The organism is Microbacterium sp. NPDC058062 (genome assembly GCF_042885375.1).
GTDB lineage: Bacteria > Actinomycetota > Actinomycetes > Actinomycetales > Microbacteriaceae > Microbacterium > Microbacterium trichothecenolyticum_C.
In genome coordinates this window covers 823,362-842,922 of sequence record NZ_JBHVSC010000002.1, presented here as the reverse complement: position 1 = coordinate 842,922, position 19,561 = coordinate 823,362, and the positions used below count along the sequence as shown (strand labels likewise).

The window sequence follows — 19,561 nt, the reverse complement described above, 5'->3', positions numbered from 1 at the left end:
GGCGGCGTCAGCCGGCCGTGGCGGAGCGGATGGCGGTGTCCACGGCGTCGAGCAGGGCGGGCGGCGTGAACATGAGGGCGGTCGATGCAGGGCGTCCTGCGGCCCAGCGGGTCTCCGAGCGGACCGTGCGCGCCCGCTCCGGATCGGCCTCGTCGAGCGTGTCCAGCAGCGCGTGATAGGCGCGCGGATCGTCGATCACGTCCGCGAGGGAGGCGGTGAGCCCCGGCAGGGGCCGGAGCGCCTGCGCAGGCGACGCGGGAACCCGCCATTCGTGTGCTCCCGATCCCACCTCGGCGTGGCGCGATCCGTCGGGAAGATCCACCTCCGCCGTGGTGTTCGGCGGTACCTCCGCGGTCACGACGACGTCGTCGCCGTCTCGGACCCATGACACCGATGCCTCGCCATACGGCGTCACGTGCCGGGCCGACGCGTGGTCGAGCCCGGCCAGAGGGCGGGGCGCGATCCGCACGCGGCGGTAGCCCGGCTCGGCGGGCGCCAGGCCGGCTACCGAGCGATGCAGCCAGTCGGCGACCGCGCCCAGGGCGTAGTGGTTGAACGACGTCATCTCGCCCGGGTTCACCGACCCGTCGGGCAGCAGGCTGTCCCAGCGCTCCCACACGGTGGTCGCCCCCATCGTCACAGGGTAGAGCCACGACGGGCACTCGGTCTGCAGGAGCAGGCGCTCGGCCGCGGCGAGCCTGCCCGCCCGCGTGAGCGCGTCGGTCACGAGCGGGGTGCCGACGAACCCGGTGCCGATGCGGTAGCCGCCCTCCCGCACGAGCGCCGCGAGGCGCTCGGCGAGGGCGTCGCGCACGCCCGGATCGGTGACGAGGTCGAACTCGAGCGCCAGCGCGTAGGCGGTCGGCGCGTCGCTCATCATGCGACCGGCCGGGGTCACGTACTCCGCCACGAAGGCGGCGCGGCTGCGTTCTGCGAGCGCGGCGTAGGCCGCAGCATCCGTGTCCTCTCCGAGGAGCGAGGCGGCATCCGCGACCTGGCGCAGCGACCGGGCGAGATACGCGGTTGCGACGATGTCGCCGTCGACCTTCGCCTGCCCGGGCTTGTCGGGCGGCGCCGCCGGATCGAGCCAGTCGCCCAGCTGCATGCGGCCTGCCCACAGGCCGCTGTCGCCGGCATCGCGGAGCACGGAGTCGACCCACGTCTTCATGCTCGGGTACTGCGCGGCCAGCACACCGACGTCGCCGAAGCGCTGGTGCAGCACCGTCGGCACCACGGTGGCGGCGTCGCCCCAGGCGGCCGTGGGACCGAGCCCGCCGAACGAGGGGAGCGCGGCCGGCACGACGAGAGGCACGATGCCGTCGTGGCGGGCCTGCTCGAGTGAGAGGTCACGCAGCCACGAGGTGAGGAAGCCGTCGACGTCATAGAGGAAGCTCGCCGTCGGCGCGAACACCTGGATGTCGCCCGTCCAGCCGAGGCGCTCGTCGCGCTGCGGGCAGTCCGTCGGGATCGACAGGAAGTTGCCGCGCATGCCCCATACGACGTTCTCATGTAGCCGGTCCAGCTGCGCGTGGGAGGAGGCGAACCAGCCGGTGCGGCTGAGGTCGGTGTGCAGCACGACCGCCTCGATCTGCGACGGGTCGACCTCGAGTCCGGTCACCTCGGCGTAGCGGAAGCCGTAGAACGAGAACCGGGACTCGAGCACATCGTCCTCGCCCGAGACATCGAACGTGGCGGTCGCCCGCGCGTTGCGGAGGGGGCGGATGCCGAGCTCACCGTCCTCGAGGACCTCGGCGTGGCGCACCGTCACGCGGGTGCCTGCGGCGGCCCTCACCCGCAGCCGCAGCCGGCCGACCAGGTTCTGGCCGAAGTCGAGGATCCGGCCGCCGGACGGGGTCTCGATGACGTCGACGACGGGGAGTGTGTCGATGCGCCGAACGGGGGGCACGATGCGCGCCTCGGGTACGGGGACGTTCTCATACCCGGGAAGGGCGGCGGCGCCGATGCGGGCGGGGGCCCAGATGGCGTCCGGGGCGCCGTGCTGTGCGGGGGAGGACCACTCCTGGATCGCACGGTGGAGGTCCTGGTGCTCGCCGGCGTAGATGCCGCTGTCGACGACGGGCCCGTCGCCGGTCGCAGACCAGCCCTCGCCGGTCGCGGCGACGGTCTCGGTCGACCCGTCGGCGTAGGTGACGCGCAGCTGCGCGAGGAACGACGGCTGCGTGCCGTAGAGGCGGTCCGTGAAGGTGAAGAAGCCGTACTTCTCGGTGTACCAGGCGCCGGCGATCGACGCGCCCAGCACGTTCTCGCCCGGGCGCACCAGGGCGGTCACGTCGACGGTCTCGTGCACGAGGCGGTCGCGGTAGGCGGTCCAGCCCGGGGCGAGCACGTCGTCCGAGACCGGCACCCCGTTCAGCTCCGGCTCGGCGACGCCGAGTGCGGTCCAGAACAGGACGACCCGTTCGACGGGGCGGTCGAGGATGAAGCGCGTCCGCACCAGCGCGGGCTGCGCGTCGCGCTGGGGTGCGGCGAGCCCGATGGGCCGCGCTGCCCACTCGTCCTCGGCGAGGAACCCGGCCTCGATCCGCAGCGGCGTGCTCCAGCCGGTGCTCGTCCCCGAGGTCGAGCGGGCGCGCACGCGGACCTCGCGGATCTCGCCCGGTCGCAGCGGCGCGAACGGCCAGGCGACCAGCACCGAGTCGGCGCCGTCGAGGGCGACCTCGCCGGCGCCGTCCGAGAGCTCCGCGCCCGCCTGCAGCCAGGCGCCGGTCGCCGCCACCGTCCAGGTGAGCCGCGGGGTCGGCGTCGCGACGAACGCGGTGTCGTCGCGCAGCTCGGCCTTCAGGCTCGCGATGACGGGGGATGCGGCATCCGTCATTCGTCGTCTCCTTCTGCCGCCCAGCGCAGCACGGCGACGTCGCCGTCGACGGCGTACACGCCGATGACGCGGCCGGTGAACGATTCGGTGACCTCGGAGGAGAGGAAGCGGCCGTCGACCTGGGCGAGCTCGACGCGCTCGCCGCCGTCGGGGGTGAAGCCGAGGTGGAACATGTCGCTGGTCGAGACGATGCCGCGGCCCGGTGCCGGCCGGCGCGAGTCGAGGTGCAGGTCGACGACGTCGGTGCCGAGCGGGGCGCTCCACTCCTGGTGCAGCCCGCCGAGCGACGTGCGCGCGGTGACGGTGCCGCCGCCGGCCTCGATCTCGATGCGGAAGGCCTCGTCGTAGCGCACCGCGAGCCCGCCGACGCCGGCGCTCACGTCGACGCGCGCGGTGACCGCGTTGGTCAGGTGCTCCTGGCGGCGGCCGACGAAGACCGGTCGCGAGTCGGCGAGCGTCGTGCCGTCGGCGTGCAGCACGAGCGCGCTGGAGCGTGAATCAAGGTCGGCGATCTCGGTGGGCAGGCGTCGGACGGCGACCCACTCGTGGTCGAGCGGGCCGTCGAACACGACCTCGGCACGCGTGCCGGGCCGCGGGTTGAGCTCGACGGGCGCGATCGCGGGCCAGCCGTCGGCCCACGTGACCGGGGTCACGAAGGTCTCGCGCCCGAGCGCCGAGAAGGCCCGGGTGCCGCTGCGCGGCCGCACACCGAGCAGCACGCAGAGCCACTCGCCGTCGGGACCGACGACGAGGTCGCCGTGGCCGGTGTTCTGGATCGGCCGCGGCGTCGAGCGCGCCGAGACGAGGGGGTTGCCCGGCGCGCCGACGAACGGACCTTCGGGCGACGGCCCCCGCGCGATCGAGATCGAGTGCCCGCGCTCGGTGCCGCCTTCGGCGATCACGAGGTACCACGCCCCGTCGACGTCGTAGAGGTGCGGCGCCTCCGGGAACATCAGCCCGGTTCCCGACCACAGCGACCGCGGCTCCTCGAGCGCGCGGTGCGACGCGAGGTCGACGCGCACCTGCTGGATCCCGAGGTGCGTCGGCTGGTTGGGGTTCAGAGCGCCGCTCAGTTGCAGCCCCGAGAACGTGACGAAGCAGGCGCCGTCGGCATCCCACGCGATGTCGGGGTCGATGCCCTCGATCGTCCCCGTGCCGTCGGCCTTGAGCAGGAGGTCGCCGTCGCTCCAGGGGCCGGCGGCATCGGTCGCGGTGAAGTGCAGCATGCCGCGGCCCATCGCGTCCGTGATGACGAGGTGGAAGATCCCGTCGTGATGACGGATCGTCGGAGCCCACGCCCCGCCCCCGGTTGGCACCTCTTCGACACCGAGCTGGTCCGGCCGGGTCGCGACGTGGCCGATGAGCTCCCACGTCTCGAAATCGGTCGAACGGTGGATCGGGATGCCCGGCAGGTACTCGAACGTCGACGTCGCGAGGTAGTACACGCCGTCGACCGCCACGACGCTCGGGTCGGGGTGGAAGCCGTTGATCAGGGGGTTGAAGAGCGTGCTCATGGGGTTCCTTCAGGGGCGAGGTTCAGGACGAGAGACGGATGCCGAGTTCCCGCGCAAGCGCCACGGCACGCGGGTCCGCCCCGCCCGGCCACGGGCCGCGCGCGATGGTCCACGCGAAGGCGAGGCCGGTGTCGGGGTCGACGCAGGCCAGCGCGCCGGCCGCGCCATCATGGCCGAACGCACGTGGCCCGCCCAACGCGAGCTGCTGCGACGGCTTCTGGAACACGATCGCGTGCGCCCGGTCCTGCTGGTGCAGCACCTCGTCGTAGCCGCGGATCTGCTGCTGGCCGATCTCGGCGACGGTGTCCGCGCCGAGGAAGGGCTCGGCGCCGTCGACGCCCGTGACGGCCGCGGCGAACAGTCGGGCGAGGCCGCGGGCGGTCCCGGTGCCCGAGCCGGCGGGATGGCCGTACTCCCAGCTGCGTCGCGAGTTGGCGAGGTCGACCTCGCCGCCCATCGAGCCGAAGACGACCGGGCCGAGCGCCGAGAAGGTCGGAGTGGAGGTGTCGGAGACCGGCTTGATCATCGGCAGCACGTCGACGCGGCGCGACTCGTGCTCGGCGGGGAGGCCGAGGAAGAAATCGATGCCGTACGGGGTGCGGATCTCCTGCTCGTAGAACTCGTGAAGCGTCCGGCCGGTCACCCGGAAGACGAGCTCGTCGCCGAGGTTCCCGATCGTGATGGCGTGATAGCCGAAGGCGCTTCCCGGGTACCAGTACGGCCGGCTCGCCGCCAGGCGCTCCGCCGCCGCGTGGTGGTCGAGCAGATCGTCCCAGGTGAGCGCGGGCTCCGCCTGCGGGAGACCGGCCTGGTGCGAGAGCAGCTGACGCACGGTGACGTGCTGCTTGCCCTTCGCCGCGAACTCGGGCCAGTAGGTCGCGACGCGCTCGTCGAGGTCGAGCTCGCCCCGCTCGACGAGCAGGCCGATCGAGAGGCCGATCGTGTTCTTCGTGACCGAGTAGGGCACGATGACCGAGTCCTCGGCCATGTGCGGCCCGCCCCACGCGTCGAGCACGGGATGACCGTCGTGGAACGCGGCGACCTGGAACGACAGGTCGGGGTCGGCCGCGAGCAGCCCGTCGAGGCGTGTGACGACCTCCTCCAGCCGCTCGTCGGCGCGTCCCTTCAGACCGGCGGTGCCGAGCGCCTTCACGCGACGCTCCAGTCGATCGACAGCGGCAGGTCGGCCACCGAGGCGCCGGCGCGGAGCGTGAAGGCGCCGGGCTCGACGACCCACTCGCCCGCCCAGTGCGCGAGGCGGCGCGCCGGAACGGGGACCGACGCGGTGACGGTCTCACCGGGTGCGGCGTGCACGGTCGCGAAACCGACGAGCCAGCGCTCGGGACGCTCCACCGCGGACTCCGCGCGCTCGGCATACACCTGCACGACCTGCTTGCCGGCACGGTCGCCGGTGTTCGCGAGCGTCACCTCGACCGCGTCGCCGATGCGCTGCGCAGCACCCCACGACCACGTCGTGTACCCGAGGCCGTGGCCGAACGGGAACGCCGGCTCGGCATCGGCCTTCAGCCACGCGCGGTAGCCGATGTGCAGGCCCTCGCGATAGTCGAGGCGGCCGTCGGTCGGAACGACCTCGGTCACCGGAACGTCGGCGAGGGCTGCCGGCCACGTCGTGGGGAGGCGCCCGCCGGGCTCGGCGGCTCCCGTGAGCACGTCGGCGATCGCGTGCCCGAACTCCTGGCCCCCGAAATACCCCTGAACGACGGCCGCGACCTCGTCCGCCCACGGCAGCACGACCGGCGAACCGGCGTTGACCACGACGATCGTCGGGGTTCCGGTGGCGGCGACGGCGCGCACCAGGTCGTCCTGGCGGCCGGGAAGGTCGAGGCTGGTGCGGTCGTAGCCCTCCGACTCGACCTTCGAGTTCGTGCCCACGACGACGATCGCGACCGCGGATGCCGCGGCCTCCGCGACCGCGCGGGCGATGAGCTCGTCGGGGTCGGTGCGCTCGGGGGCGATGCCCAGCGTCGCGCTGAGGGCGCCCGACAGCGCGCCGTGGCTCTCGCGCGTGAACTCGACGCGGACCGCGGTCTCGCGACCGGCCTCGACGGCGACCGTGGCGGTGATCGACGGCGGGTTGAGGAACGCCGCGCCGAGGTCGGTGCCCTCGATGACGAGGGCGTCGTCGAGGACGAGACGCTCGTCGACGTACAGCCTGCCCGGGTTCGCGCCGGCGAAGCCGAGCTCGATCTCGCCCGACTCGGCGGGCGTGTACACCGTCTCGAACACCACCGTGGCGCTCGCCGAGATCGGGGCGTCGCCGCCGAACCAGACCAGGGCCGTGGAGCGGCGGTTCTCGGCGAAGAGCTCGGTGCCGTCGGCGTCGAAGAACGCGACGCGGATGCCGGCCTCGCCGGTCGCCGGGTTGGTCAGCTGTGCGAGCGGGATCTCGGCGACCCCCTCCTGCACGACCGCGCCGATCTCGAAGTTCACCTCGGCCGCCGGCACCGCGGCGCGGATCGCCTCGAGCGGCGAGACGACGGACTCGGGGATCACGGTGGCGCTGCCGCCGCCCTGCGTGCGTGCCTCGCGGGCGTTCTGCCCGATGACGGCGACGCGGCCGAGGGACGCGGCATCCAACGGCAGGACACCCTCGTTGCGCAGCAGCACCGTGCCCTCGATGGCGGCGTCGCGCGCGAACGCGGGACCGTCGAGCGGAGCGGGCTCGATCGGGGTCGCGTCGCCGAGGGCGCCGACGCGCTCGGCGAGCAGCAGCAGGCGCAGCACCTTGCGGTCGAGGTCGGCCTCGTCCACGCGGCCGTCGCGGATCGCGTCGACGAGATCGGCCCACGCCGGCGCGGGGCCGGGCATCGCGAGGTCCTGCGCGGCGGGCACGGAGCCGAGCGAACGGACGGCGGTCCAGTCGCTGATGACGACGCCGTCGAAGCCCCACTCCGAGTTGAGCGGCGTCTCGAGCAGGTCGTTCTCGGTCATCGTGACGCCGTCGACCGCGTTGTAGGCGCTCATGATGGTCCAGGCGCCGGCCTCGACGGCGCGCTCGAACGGCGCCAGGTACAGCTCGCGCAGCGCGCGCTCGTCGACGCGGACGTCGACCGTGAAGCGGTCGGTCTCGGCGTCGTTGGCGACGTAGTGCTTGGGCGTCGCGGCGACGCCGTTGTCCTGCAGGCCCCGCACGTACGCGGCGGCGAGCTCGGCGCTCAGCTCGGGATCCTCGCTGAAGCACTCGAAGTGCCGGCCGCCGAGCGGCGAGCGGTGCAGGTTGATCGTCGGTCCGAGGACGACGTCGACACCCTTGCGACGGGCTTCGGATGCTGCGGCCGCCCCGTAGCGGTAGGCCAGGTCGACGTCCCACGACGCGGCGAGCGCCGATCCCGACGGCAGGTTGAGCGACGGCTCGCGCTCGTCCCAGCGAGGACCGCGGACGCCGGCCGGGCCGTCCGACAGCGTCATCGCGCGAAGGCCGATCTCGGGCACGGGGACGGTCGTCCAGAAGTCGGCGCCCTGCACGAGGCCCGCCTTCTGCTCGAGGGTGAGGCGCTCGAGCAGCGGCACGAGGTGCAGCACCGACTCGGGGTGCGTGGAGGTGGCGGTCTCGGTCATCGGGGGAGTTTCCGTTCTCGGAAGGAGGGTCAGAGGGGAGGATGCCGCGGCCCGGCCCTTGCAGGCCGGGCCGCAGCATCCGTCGCGTCAGAGGACGCCGGCGGCCGCCTCGGCGTCGAGGAGCGCGCGCCGGGCGACGCGGCGCTCCTCCTGCTTGTCGGGGTCGGGCACGGGCGCGGCCATGAAGAGCCGCTGGGTGTAGGGGTGCTCGGGCGCGGAGGTCACCCGGTCGCCGTCGCCGGTCTCGACGATCTCGCCGCGGTACATCACCGCCACGCGGTGGCTGATGTGGCGCACCACCGCGAGGTCGTGCGTGACGAAGAGGTACGCGACGCCGGTGCGGTTCTGGATGTCGATGAAGAGGTCCAGCACGCGCGCCTGGGTCGACAGGTCGAGCGCCGACACCGGCTCGTCGCACACGATGAGCCGCGGCTCCAGGGCGAGCGCACGCGCGATCGCGACGCGCTGGCGCTGACCGCCCGAGAACTCGCGGGGCAGGCGACCGCGCGCGTCGGCGGGAAGCCCCACCTGATCGAGCAGGTCGCGCACCCGCGACTTCGCCTCGCTCGACGAGACGCCCGCCGCGGTGAGCGGCTCGGTGAGGATCTGCTCGATCGTCATCGACGGGTTCAGCGACGAGTACGGGTCCTGGAAGACGACCTGGATCTCGGAGCTGAGCGCGCGGCGCTCCTGGCGCTTGAGGTGCGAGATGTCCTTGCCGTCGTAGACGATCGACCCCTCGGTCACCGGCGCGAGGCCGAGCGCCGCGCGGCCGAGAGTGGTCTTGCCCGACCCGGACTCGCCGACGAGGCCGACCGTCTCACCCGGCAGGATGTCGAGCGAGACGCCCTTGAGGGCCCGGAACGGCTGGGCGCGGAAGCCCTTGCCCGGGTACTCGACGACGAGGTCCTTGATGTCCAGCAGCGGAGTGCTCATGCCCGTGCTCCCTTCATGACGAGCGGACCGCGGGCGGGACCCTCGTCGAGGATCGCGTCCAGCAGCGCCTGCGTGTACGGGTGCTGCGCGTCGTTGAAGATCGCGCGCACCGGGCCCTGCTCGACGAACCGGCCGCTCTGCATGACGGTCACCCGGTCGCACAGGTCGGCGACGACGCCGAAGTTGTGCGTCACCAGGAGCATCGCCATGTGACGTTCGGCCTGCAGGTCGCGCAGCAGCTCGAGCACCTCGGCCTGCACCGTGACGTCGAGGGCCGTGGTCGGCTCGTCGGCGATGATGAGGTCGGGGTCGGTCGACACAGCGCCCGCGATGAGCACACGCTGCGCCATGCCGCCCGACACCTCGAACGGGTACGCGTCGAACGTGCGCTTCGGGTTGGGGATACCGACCCGCGCGAGCAGCTCGAGCGAGCGGTCGGTAGCCGCCTTCTTCGAGAGCCCGAGGTTCTTGCGCAGCGGCTCGACCAGCTGGCTGCCGATCGTGAACGACGGGTCGAGGTTCGACATCGGCTCCTGCGGGATGTATCCGATGCGCTTGCCGCGCAGGCCCGCATACGTGCGGTCATCGCCGTCGGCGATCTCGGTGCCCTCGTACAGGATCGAGCCGCCGGTGACGTGGCCGCCGCGGGGGAGCAGGCCCAGCACGGCGAACGCGGTCTGCGTCTTCCCCGAGCCGGACTCGCCGATGAGACCGTGCACCTCGCCCTTGCGGATGTCGAGCGAGACGCCGTGGACGACCTCGATGTGCGAGCCGTCGGGCTGGTCGTAGCCGACGTGCAGGTCGCGGACGTCGAGCACCTTCTCGGTCGCCTTGCTGCGCGCGTCGCCCTTGTGGACGATGACGCCGTCTGTCTCGAAGATCGGCGGCTCGTCGAGGTCGACGACGTCGCCTCCGCTGAGTCCCACCGACGTCGTGACGGCGGCCACCGAGCCGGTCGCGGTCGCGACCGCGCGGCGCCGCTTGCGCCGCACCGACACGGTGCGCTCGATCTCGTCGCGCATCACATTGGCCAGGAGCGTCAGCGCGATGCAGGTGAGGGCGATCGCGAGCGACGGCCAGAGCATCAGGAGCGGCTCCTTGTAGATGTTCTTGAAGCCGTCGTTGAGCATCTGGCCCCAGGTGGGCACGGCGATGTCTCCGAGTCCGAGGAACTCGAGGCCCGACTGGATCGCGATGGCGATGCCGGCGATGATCGCCGACTGGATGATGATCGGAGCCCGAACCACCGAGAGCACGTGGCGCCCGATGATGCGCGTGTCACTGAGGCCCGACACGCGGGCCGCATCGACGTAGAGCTCGGTGCGCACCGCGGTCACCGAGGCGTACACCAGCCGGTAGAACGCCGGCGCCAGCAGGATGCCGAAGATGAACATCGAGATCCACACCGACGGGCCGAGGACGGCACGTGCGGCGAGCAGCACCACGATGCCGGGCAGCGCCATGTTGAGCTCGGTGACCCACGTGGCCGCGTTGTTGAACCAGCCCTGGTAGTAGCCGGCGATGAGGCCGCTGACCACACCCAGGATGAGCGCGACCACGAGGGCGAGAAGAGCGGCGAGGACGGTCGTCTGGGTCGCGACCAGCAGACGCGAGAACACGTCGCGGCCGCTGCCGTCGGTGCCGAGGAGGTGCTCTGCGCTGGGCGACGCGAGGACGTTGCGGATGTCGGCGTAGTTGGGGTCCTGCGGAGCGATCCACGGCCCGATGATCGCGATGATCCCCAGGAACACGAGGAAGATCAGCGAGGCGAGGCCGACGGGGCGGCGCACCAGCCGGCGCCAGAGCGAGACGCGTACCGGCGCGACCGGTACGTCGAGGGGGACGTCGATGGCGGTCATGAGAGTCGCACCTTCGGGTTCAGCGCCGCCTGGGCGAGGTCGATGAGGAGGTTCACGATGACGACGATGATCGCGAAGGCGATCACGACGCCCATGACGACCGGGATGTCGCCGAGGGTGGTGGCGCGGACGGTGAGCTGGCCCATGCCGGGGATGGCGAAGACCTGCTCGACGATCACGGCCCCGCCGAGGAGGCCGATGAACTGCACGGCGAGCACCGCCAGTGCGGGGCCGCCGGCGTTGCGGAGCACGTGGCGGTACACGACCGAGTTCGTGCTGAGGCCCCGCGAGCGGAGCGTGCGGACGTAGTCCCGCGACATCGCGTCGATGACCGAGCCGCGGACCTGCTGCGACACCGCCGCGATCGCGCCGATCGACAGCGCCACGATGGGCAGGGTCACGGACGACAGCCATCCCGACACCGAGGTGGTCGCAGGCACGTAGCCGGTCGCCTTGAACCAGCCCAGGTTGATCGCGAACACGAGCACGAGGCCCAGTGCGATGAGGAAGCCGGGGATCGCGAAGCCGATGAGGGAGATCACCTGGACGCTGCCGTCGACCCAGCCGCCGCGGCGGGCGGCGAGAATGCCGAGCACGACCGCGACGATCGCCGAGACGACGGTCGCGCCGATCACGATCGCGAGGGTGACCGCGAGGCGGTTGCTGACGCTCGTCGAGACCAGCTCGCCGGTGAACCAGCTGCGACCGAGGTTGCCCGTGAGGGCGCCGGTGACCCAGTTCCAGTACTGCTGGAGCAGCGGCTGATCCAGTCCGAGCTGTTCGGTCTTCTTGGCGACGGTCTCGGCGGTGGCGTTCTCGCCGAGGATGCGGCGGGCGATGTCGCCGCCCGCGGCGTAGAGGAGGACGAACGCGAGGAACGAGATCACCGCGATGAGGATGACGCCCGACAGTACGCGCCGGAGGATGAATGCAAGCATGTCGCTTTCCCGTGGGTGGTGTCTCCCCGCCCGCCCGCGGTGTGCGGGCGGGCGGGGAGAGGATTCAGTTCTTCGGCGAGAAGTCGAAGATCGACGGGTAGGCGTTGGTGGGCCAGAACTCGAGGTTCGTGTTCGCGTCGGTCGCGTACGTGCCCTGGACCCGGAAGAACGGCGCGAACCAGGCCTGCTCGACCAGGTAGGCGTTGAGGTCCTTCGTGGCCTGGTCGGCCTCGTCCTTCGTGCCCATCTGGATCGTCGAGATGTACTCGTCGACCTTCGGGTCCTGCGAGTGGAACGGGTTGAACGTGGCCTCGGGAGCGATCATGAAGTTGATCAGCTGCCAGTCCGGGTTCTGCTCGAGCGCCATCCACGTCGCCGGGTACTTCGGGGCGAGCATGTCGGTGATGAAGTTGCCGGTGCCGGGGTCGGTGTAGTTCACCGTGATCCCGATGTCGGCGAGCTGCTGCGCGACCAGGTCGAACGTGGTCTGGAACGCCGGGGTCGACATCATGTCGATCGAGAACCCATCGGGGTAGCCGGCCTCGGCGAGGAGCTTCTTGGCGCCTTCGGGGTCGTACTCGTAGGTGCTGTCGAGCGCCTCGTCGTAGCCGACCGACGTCGCCGGGAAGACCTGCTCGGTGACGGTTCCGTAGCCTGCCTGCAGCGCCTTCAGCAGCGCCTCGCGGTCGAACGCCATGTTGATCGCCTGGCGCACCTTGACGTCGGCGAGCTCGGGCGCCATCGTGCCGGCGCGGTCGAACAGCAGCAGGCCCTGGAAGTCGAGCTCGTTGGACTCGATCGTCCAGCCGGATGCCTCGATCTCGGGGATCGTGTCGTTGTTCACGATCTTCGCGCCGTTGGCCTCGCCGGCCTTGAGGGCGTTGAGCGTCGCGGTCGGGTCCTCGATGACGTTGATCGTCAGGTTGTCGTACTTGACGGCATCCGGGTTCCAGTAGTCGGGGTTGGCCGTGTAGACGTACGTGGTGCCGGTGACGGTCGCCGCGGTGTCGAGCACGTACGGGCCGGAGCCGATCGGCTCGGTGGCCGAGTCGGGGTCGTCGAACGTGGACGGCGCCTGGATGAGGCCGGGGGCGATCGAGAGCATGTTGACCAGGGACGGGTCGGGCGCGTCCTGCGTGATGGTCACGGTGGTGGCGTCGACGGCCGCGAACTCCTTGCCGGCCAGCGTCGCGGCCTGCGGCGACGTGCCGTCGCGGAAGCGCTCGAGGCTCGCCACGACGGCGTCGGCGTCGAGCTTGGTGCCGTCGGTGAACTCCACGTCGTCGCGGAGCGTCAGCGTCAGCACGGTGTTGTCTTCGTTGTACTCCCACTTGGTGGCGAGCCAGGGTTCGATCTCACCGTCGGAGTTCTTCTGCAGCAGCGTGTCGAACACGGCCTGGAAGAAGGGGCTGCGGTTGCCGTACTCGGCGCCCTGCCCGATGTCGTAGCTCGTGGGCCCGATGATCGCGGTGAGCGTGAGCCGGTCTGCCCGACCGGAGTCGCTTCCGCCTGACCCGTCGTCTCCTGCACCGGCGCAGCCGGTGAGGGCGAGTGCGGCGATCGCGATGGTGGCTGCTGTGGCCTTCCAACGGAACATCCTTGGTCCCTTCATAGGTGGCGATGCCCCTGCGGATCGCCTACTGCCGGGAGACGCTAACAGCAATTTCTAGTGGGCGCTAGGTTTTTGGTCTAAAAAACTAGCGAGCATTAGGAATTCGTTATAGAACGGAGGAAGAGGACCCCGACGGGCACCGATGGAGGTGCCCCGACAGATGCGGGGATACGGTGTGACGATGACCGAGACGACTTCCGCCCAGACAAAGGCGGGGACCGCTCCCACGAGGACGCGCAAGCCGCGGGGCGAGTACGCGAAGTCGAAGGAGACGCGCACAGCGATCCTCGACGCCGCCCTGGAAGTGTTCTCCCAGTCCGGATATCGCGCCGGCTCGCTCCGCGAGGTCGCCGAGCGGGTCGGCATGAGCGAGGCGGGGCTCCTGCACCACTTCCGCAGCAAGAGCGCCCTGCTGCTGGCGCTGCTGGACCACCGCGACAACCTGTCGCGCGCCCGCGTCGACTTCGACCTCCCCGACGGCGTCGAGGCGCTGCGGGCGCTCGCCGAGCTGGCGCGGTTCAACGCAGCGCAGCCCGGCATCGTCGAGCTGTACACGACGCTGTCGGCCGAGGCGACGGCGCCGTCCCACCCCGCGCACGACTACTTCGTCAACCGCTACAACTACGTCCGAACGAGCGTGACCGGCTCGTTCGAGCGCGCCGCCGCCGCGGGACGCCTGGTCGACGGCGTCGACCCCGGGCGTGCGGCCGTCGCCACGATCGCCCTGATGGACGGCCTGCAGGTGCAGTGGCTTCTCGATCCGGAGTCGACCGACATGGCCGAAGCGCTCCACGAGGTCTTCCGAAGCCTCATCCGCGGCTACGACCTCGTCTCGCTCGAGAACGCGCTCGACGTGCTGGACCTGCAGACGGCGAGCGCGTCGACAGCCTCCGACGGCGAAAGCCCCGAAGCGCTAGACGGAGCCGAGGCATGATCCGCCAGCCCTTCCTCGATGGCTGGGCCGCGGGCCCGAAGCTCGGCGCCTTCGAGGCGCCCACGCCGGAGTCCGCACCCCGACCTGTCCGCCTGCCGCACGACGCCGTGCGCGACCTCCCGCGCTCGGCCGACAGCGACCAGGGCGTGCACACCGGCTACGTCCCCGGCGGTGTCTTCGAGTACGCCAAGACGTTCGACGTCCCGGCCGAGTGGCGCGACAAGACCGTGCGCCTCGAGTTCGAGGGCGTCTACCGCGACGCCGTCGTGTTCGTCAACGGCGACGCCGTGACGCACGAGCCGAACGGGTACAACGCGTTCGAGGCCGTGCTCGACCCGTACCTGCGGCACGGCGAGCCCAACCGCGTGACGGTCGAGGCCCGCGCGCACCGCGACAGCCGGTGGTATTCCGGTGCGGGCATCTATCGTCCGGTCCACCTGGTGGTCGCCGACCCCGTGCACATCCCGCTCGACGGCACGCGCGTCACGACGCCCGACATCGACGCCGATCGCGCCGTCGTCCAGGTCGCGACCACCGTGCGGAACGGCACGCGCCGCACCCGCACGCTGCGACTGGGCTGGACAGTGGAGTCGCCCGACGGGTCCGCCCTCGCGACGGGGACGGCGCCGGTGACGGTGCTCCCGAACTCCGACGCCGTGGCGCGCGTGCGCCTCGCGGTCGACGATCCCGCGCTGTGGAGCGTCGACGCCCCCGCGCTCCACCGCGTGCGGACGACCCTCTCCGACGAGAGCGGAGAAGAGATCGACACGGATGCCGCGACCTTCGGCATCCGTCGTCTGCAGATCGACGTCGCGCGCGGACTGCGGATCAACGGCGAGACCGTGAAGCTCCGGGGCGCGTGCGTGCACCACGACAGCGGACCGCTCGGCGCGGCGACGCTCGCCGCCGCCGAGGACCGGCGCGTGCGCCTGCTGAAAGCCGCGGGGTTCAACGCGCTGCGGAGCTCGCACAACCCCATGAGCCGCGCGATGCTCGACGCCTGCGACCGGCACGGCGTGCTCGTGATGGACGAGCTCACCGACACCTGGACCCGCTCGAAGGTCGCGTTCGACGCCGCTCCCAGCTTCCCCGACCGGTGGCGCCACGACGTCGAAGCCCTCGTCGCGAAGGACGTCAACCACCCGAGCGTCATCATGTACTCGATCGGGAATGAGATCCTCGAGCTCGCGACGCCCGCGGGCTCCGCCTGGAGCCGGCGCCTGGCCGAGGCGTTCCGCGACGCCGACGACACGCGCCTCGTCACGAACGGGATCAACGGGATCATCGCGAACCTCGACAAGATGGGGCGCCCCGAGGACTCCGACGGGACCGCGGCGACCGATCCGAACACGATGATGGCGACGATGGGCGACATGATGGCGCGCGCCAACGCGTCGGAGCTCGTCACCGCGTCGACCGAGGAGTCGGCATCGGTGCTCGACGTCGTCGGGTTCAACTACGCCGAGTCGCGGTACGAGCTCGACCGCGAGCTGTTCCCGAACCGCGTGATCGTGGGGTCCGAGACCTTCCCGTCGCGCATCGAGAAGATGTGGGACCTCGTCGAGCGGCTCGACCATGTCGTCGGCGACTTCACGTGGACCGGCTGGGACTACCTCGGCGAGGCCGGCATCGGCCGCGTCGACTACACCGACGAGCCTGGCTACGAGCCGACCGGCACGGCGGGCCCGTACCCGCACCTGCTGGCGGGATGCGGCGACATCGACATCACGGGCTTCCGCCGCCCGGTCTCGTACTACCGCGAGATCGTGTTCGGCCTGCGCACCGAGCCCTACCTGGCCGTGCATCCGCCGCGCCACCACGGCCGGCCGGCCGCGACCACACCCTGGTCCTGGGACGACTCCGTGTCGTCGTGGACGTGGGATGCCGAGCCCGGCGCCCCCGTCACGGTCGACGTCTACGCGCCGGCCGAGGAGGTCGAGCTGCTGCGGGACGGCGTATCGCTCGGCGTCAGCGCGGTCGGAGCCGAGAAGGCGTTCCGCGCCCGCTTCGAGACCGAGTACCGCCCGGGTGAGCTCGTCGCGATCGCCCGCACCGGCGGGGTCGAGGTCGGGTGCGCGACCCTGCGGACGGCCGGCGAGCTGGGGCTCACAGCATCCGTCGAGGAGTGCGACATCACGGTCGACGGGCTTGCGTTCGTCGCGATATCGCTGGCTGACGCGGACGGCGTCGTCGCGGTCGACGCCGACCGGCTCGTCACGGTGACCGTCGACGGCGACGCGGAGCTCGTCGGGCTCGGCACCGGCCGCATCCGCACGGAGGAGTCGTTCGCGGGTCCCTCGGTCACGACGCACGACGGGCGCGCCCTCGCGATCGTCCGGCCCACCGGGCCGGGATCGGCGACGGTGAGGGTGACCGCGGAGGGGCTGGCCGCAGCATCCGTCTCCCTCACCGCCCGCTGAGCACCCTCTTCCGTCTGTTCGTTCGTCACCTGTGCACGCCGAAACCGCGAATCGGCGTGCACAGGTGACGAACGAAGCGAACCTGTCTGGGGACGGGTGGGGCTCAGCTGGCGCGAGCGCGGGTGCGGATCTCGTCCCCGTCGCCGGGAAGCACGCGGATCGGCGTGGTGCCGGCGACCTCGTCGCTGAACTCTTCGGGGGCGACGATGGTGAGCGGCCGCGTCTCGTCGAGCGTGAGGCGGAACCGCTTCTGCTCGTGGCGGTGCAGGCGCCCCGACCAGAGCAGCCACGTGGCGCCGATGGCGAACGCGACGAACGCCGCGACCGCGCCGACGAGGATCGCCGCGCGCGGGCCGAACTCCCCGGCGACCCAGCCGACGATCGGCGCGCCGATCGGGGTGCCGCCCATGAGGATCGCCATGTACAGCGCCAGCACGCGGCCGCGCAGCACCGGGTCGGTGGTGGTCTGCACGTAGCCGTTCGCGGTGGTCATCATGGTGACGACGGAGAAGCCCGTGAACATCAGGGTGATCGCGTAGAGCCAGTACGTCGGCATGAACGCCGACACCACGGCGGCGATCCCGAACATCGCGGTCCCGCTGATGAGGACGCGCAGCCGGGCGCGGTCGCGGCGGGCGGCGAGCAGCGCGCCCGCGACCGAGCCGATCGCGAGGATCGAGCTGAGCAGGCCGAAGCCGTCGGCCTCCTTGCCGAATTCGACGGCCATGGTCGACGCGAGGATCGGGAAGTTCATGCCGAACGCGCCGATGAGGAACACCATCGCGCACGTCACGATGAGGTCGGGGCGGCCGGCGACGTAGCGGAATCCGTCGGCGAGGCGCGAGGACTGCGGCGCCTTGACGCGCGGCACGAGCTCGTGGGTGCGGATCAGCACGAGGGCCGCGAGCATCGCGAGGAAGGTGACGGCGTTGGCGACGAACACCCACCCCGTGCCGATCGCGACGATGACGATGCCCGCGACCGCGGGACCGATCATGCGGGCGCCGTTGAACGACGCCGCGTTGAGCGCGACCGCGTTCGACGCGTTCTCTCGGGCGACGAGGTCCGACACGAAGGCCTGGCGGGCCGGGTTGTCGAAGGCAGCGACGACGCCGAGCGCGAGCGCGAAGACGTACATGATCGGCAGCGTCATCGCGCCGGCGAAGATCAGCACGCCGATCGCGACGCCGAGCAGGAGCAGCAGGCTCTGGGTGATCAACAGGAGCTTGCGGCGGTCGAAGCGGTCCGCGACCAGCCCGGTGACGCCGACCAGGAGCAGCGGCGGCGCGAACTGCAGCGCCATCGTGACGCCCATCGCGGCGGCGTCGTTGTCGGTCAGCTCGGTGAGCACGACCCAGCTGATCGCGGTGGACTGCATCCACGCGCCGATGTTCGACACCAGCGCGCCGATGAACCAGACGCGGTAGTTGAACGCGGAGAAGGACCGGAACATGGCGCTCATCGGGCCACCATCCGCTCCATGATGTCGGCCGCAGCGGCCAGGGTCTCGCGCTCGGCCGGGGTGAGCTCGGCGAGCGAGGCCTCGACCCACGCATCGCGGCGACGCGCGGTCTCTTCGACGACCGCCACGCCCTCGGGGGTGAGCGAGATGACGACCTTGCGTCCGTCGTTCTCGTCGGCGCCGCGCACGATGTAGCCGGAGTCCTGCAGGCAGTTGACGGTGCGGTTCATCGAGGGGGCCGAGACGCGCTCACGCTCGGCGAGATCGCCGAGCGTGTGGGGGCCGTGCACCTTGAGGGCGGCGAGCACCGCGAACTGCCCGTCGCTCATCGAGTCGACCGCGCGCTGGGTGCGCATGCGTCGAGCGAGACGGAACGTGGCGATCCGCAGCTGCGAGGCGGCGGGGGAGAGGTCTGCGTGAGGGCCGGCGTCGGGGCCGGTGTCTGAATCTGAAGTCTCGTTGCTGCTCATCCGGTTAGTTAGCCTAGCTCATTAGTCTTGCTAAACAAAGTCGGGACGGATGGATGCTGCGCCTCCGGGCCGTGCGCCGAGTCGCAGCATCCATCGCCCCTAGACTTCTCCGCATGCCCGAGTTCCACGATGCGCACGGCATCACGATCTTCTTCGACGTCCACCCGGCGAAGACCGAGCCGCGCGCGATCGTGCAGCTGCTGCACGGCATCGGCGAACACGCCGGACGATACGGTGCGCTGATCGCCGCACTCGTCGCCGAGGGCTACACCGTCTACGCGGCCGACCACCGCGGCCACGGGCGCACCGGCATGGGCCAGCACGGCGGCGACGCGTCGCGTCTCGGCCACCCGGGCAAGGGCGGGCTCCGCGGCGCACTCGCAGCGATGTGGCAGTTCACCCAGCAGATCCGCGGACAGAACCCCGAGCTGCCACTCGTGCTGCTGGGACACTCCGGCGGCTCGGTGCTCGCACAGATGCTCGTCAACGACCACCCCGACGCGTACGACGCGGTCGTGCTGACCGGCACGGCCCTGCGCATGCCGGGGTCGATCCACACCACGGGCCTCAACAAGCCGTGGGACGGTCCCGGCGCGATGGGCACCGAGTGGCTCTCGAGCGACCTGTCGGTGGGGCGGGCCTTCCTCGACGACCCGCTCACCACCAGCGAAGACCCGATCAAGTTGATCGGGGTGGCCGACTCCCTCCGCATGTACGGCCGGCCGCGCAAGAACCTCGGCCGCGACATCCCCACGCTCCTGATGATCGGCCGCGACGACACCGTCGGCGGTCCGCGCAGCGTCCACCGGCTGGCCGATGCGTACCGCACGCGCTCGGGCTTCACCGACGTGACGACGCTCGTGTACCCGGGTGCGCGCCACGAGATCTTCAACGAGGTCATGCAGGCCGAGGTCCGCGCGGACCTGCTGGCCTGGCTCGACAAGCACATCGCGGACCGCACCTGAGTGCGGCGGCGCCCGCCCGATCGGCGCCTGTGCCCG

At 71.3% G+C, this 19,561-nt stretch carries 13 protein-coding genes; 3 read left to right on the top strand and 10 right to left on the bottom strand.

Annotation, left to right across the window (positions count from 1 at the left end):
- Positions 1–7: 7 nt before the first annotated feature.
- The 8 genes from ACFVSU_RS08575 to ACFVSU_RS08540 form a co-directional block, all read right to left on the bottom strand.
- On the bottom strand, positions 8–2,836 hold the full coding sequence (locus ACFVSU_RS08575) for a family 78 glycoside hydrolase catalytic domain (RefSeq protein ID WP_387140868.1): 2,829 nt from the start codon (positions 2,834–2,836) through the stop codon (positions 8–10).
- Positions 2,833–4,350 carry a family 43 glycosylhydrolase gene (locus tag ACFVSU_RS08570; RefSeq protein WP_387140865.1) on the bottom strand — a complete coding sequence of 506 codons (1,518 nt, stop codon included), beginning with the start codon at positions 4,348–4,350 and terminating at the stop codon, positions 2,833–2,835. The genes ACFVSU_RS08575 and ACFVSU_RS08570 overlap by 4 nt, the downstream gene beginning before the upstream one ends.
- A 22-nt stretch (positions 4,351–4,372) precedes the next feature.
- Positions 4,373–5,503: a serine hydrolase domain-containing protein gene (locus ACFVSU_RS08565; RefSeq protein WP_387140862.1), complete on the bottom strand. Its 1,131-nt coding sequence runs from the start codon at positions 5,501–5,503 to the stop codon at positions 4,373–4,375.
- Complete coding sequence (locus ACFVSU_RS08560; protein WP_387140858.1) at positions 5,500–7,929, bottom strand: glycoside hydrolase family 3 C-terminal domain-containing protein; 2,430 nt, start codon at positions 7,927–7,929, stop codon at positions 5,500–5,502. Before ACFVSU_RS08560 ends, ACFVSU_RS08565 begins: the two co-directional genes overlap by 4 nt.
- An 87-nt stretch (positions 7,930–8,016) precedes the next feature.
- Positions 8,017–8,865 (bottom strand): ATP-binding cassette domain-containing protein, encoded by an 849-nt coding sequence (locus ACFVSU_RS08555; protein WP_376013670.1) that lies wholly within the window; start codon positions 8,863–8,865, stop codon positions 8,017–8,019.
- Positions 8,862–10,724 (bottom strand): dipeptide/oligopeptide/nickel ABC transporter permease/ATP-binding protein, encoded by a 1,863-nt coding sequence (locus tag ACFVSU_RS08550; RefSeq protein WP_387140854.1) that lies wholly within the window; start codon positions 10,722–10,724, stop codon positions 8,862–8,864. The genes ACFVSU_RS08555 and ACFVSU_RS08550 overlap by 4 nt, the downstream gene beginning before the upstream one ends.
- Positions 10,721–11,662: an ABC transporter permease gene (locus ACFVSU_RS08545; protein WP_310285940.1), complete on the bottom strand. Its 942-nt coding sequence runs from the start codon at positions 11,660–11,662 to the stop codon at positions 10,721–10,723. Before ACFVSU_RS08545 ends, ACFVSU_RS08550 begins: the two co-directional genes overlap by 4 nt.
- Positions 11,663–11,726: 64 nt before the next feature.
- Complete coding sequence (locus ACFVSU_RS08540) at positions 11,727–13,259, bottom strand: ABC transporter substrate-binding protein (protein ID WP_375870704.1); 1,533 nt, start codon at positions 13,257–13,259, stop codon at positions 11,727–11,729.
- A gap of 196 nt (positions 13,260–13,455) precedes the next feature.
- Between ACFVSU_RS08540 and ACFVSU_RS08535 the strand changes: the two genes are divergently transcribed.
- A complete protein-coding gene (locus ACFVSU_RS08535; RefSeq protein WP_387140849.1) occupies positions 13,456–14,208 on the top strand; it encodes a TetR/AcrR family transcriptional regulator in 753 nt (250 codons plus the stop codon).
- Positions 14,205–16,628 (top strand): glycoside hydrolase family 2 TIM barrel-domain containing protein, encoded by a 2,424-nt coding sequence (locus ACFVSU_RS08530; RefSeq protein WP_387140846.1) that lies wholly within the window; start codon positions 14,205–14,207, stop codon positions 16,626–16,628. The genes ACFVSU_RS08535 and ACFVSU_RS08530 overlap by 4 nt, the downstream gene beginning before the upstream one ends.
- Before the next feature lie 103 nt (positions 16,629–16,731).
- Here ACFVSU_RS08530 and ACFVSU_RS08525 read toward each other — a convergent pair whose 3' ends face one another.
- The gene (locus tag ACFVSU_RS08525) at positions 16,732–18,090 is read right to left on the bottom strand and encodes an MFS transporter (RefSeq protein ID WP_387140843.1); all 1,359 of its coding nucleotides are present in this window, start codon (positions 18,088–18,090) and stop codon (positions 16,732–16,734) included.
- The gene (locus tag ACFVSU_RS08520; protein ID WP_387140840.1) at positions 18,087–18,560 is read right to left on the bottom strand and encodes a MarR family winged helix-turn-helix transcriptional regulator; all 474 of its coding nucleotides are present in this window, start codon (positions 18,558–18,560) and stop codon (positions 18,087–18,089) included. Before ACFVSU_RS08520 ends, ACFVSU_RS08525 begins: the two co-directional genes overlap by 4 nt.
- A 113-nt stretch (positions 18,561–18,673) precedes the next feature.
- Here ACFVSU_RS08520 and ACFVSU_RS08515 point away from each other — a divergent pair, with 113 nt between their 5' ends.
- Positions 18,674–19,525, top strand: coding sequence for an alpha/beta hydrolase (locus ACFVSU_RS08515; protein ID WP_387140837.1), 852 nt, complete (start codon positions 18,674–18,676; stop codon positions 19,523–19,525).
- Positions 19,526–19,561: the final 36 nt, after the last annotated feature.

Bases quoted from the DNA above. Each gene is read 5' to 3' on its own strand.
- ACFVSU_RS08540 (WP_375870704.1), bottom strand. From the start codon at position 13,259: ATGTTCCGTTGGAAGGCCACAGCAGCCACCATCGCGATCGCCGCACTC.
- ACFVSU_RS08550 (WP_387140854.1), bottom strand. From the start codon at position 10,724: ATGACCGCCATCGACGTCCCCCTCGACGTACCGGTCGCGCCGGTACGC.
- ACFVSU_RS08575 (WP_387140868.1), bottom strand. From the start codon at position 2,836: ATGACGGATGCCGCATCCCCCGTCATCGCGAGCCTGAAGGCCGAGCTG.
- ACFVSU_RS08530 (WP_387140846.1), top strand. From the start codon at position 14,205: ATGATCCGCCAGCCCTTCCTCGATGGCTGGGCCGCGGGCCCGAAGCTC.
- ACFVSU_RS08535 (WP_387140849.1), top strand. From the start codon at position 13,456: ATGACCGAGACGACTTCCGCCCAGACAAAGGCGGGGACCGCTCCCACG.
- ACFVSU_RS08545 (WP_310285940.1), bottom strand. From the start codon at position 11,662: ATGCTTGCATTCATCCTCCGGCGCGTACTGTCGGGCGTCATCCTCATC.
- ACFVSU_RS08515 (WP_387140837.1), top strand. From the start codon at position 18,674: ATGCCCGAGTTCCACGATGCGCACGGCATCACGATCTTCTTCGACGTC.
- ACFVSU_RS08525 (WP_387140843.1), bottom strand. From the start codon at position 18,090: ATGAGCGCCATGTTCCGGTCCTTCTCCGCGTTCAACTACCGCGTCTGG.
- ACFVSU_RS08560 (WP_387140858.1), bottom strand. From the start codon at position 7,929: ATGACCGAGACCGCCACCTCCACGCACCCCGAGTCGGTGCTGCACCTC.
- ACFVSU_RS08520 (WP_387140840.1), bottom strand. From the start codon at position 18,560: ATGAGCAGCAACGAGACTTCAGATTCAGACACCGGCCCCGACGCCGGC.
- ACFVSU_RS08555 (WP_376013670.1), bottom strand. From the start codon at position 8,865: ATGAGCACTCCGCTGCTGGACATCAAGGACCTCGTCGTCGAGTACCCG.
- ACFVSU_RS08570 (WP_387140865.1), bottom strand. From the start codon at position 4,350: ATGAGCACGCTCTTCAACCCCCTGATCAACGGCTTCCACCCCGACCCG.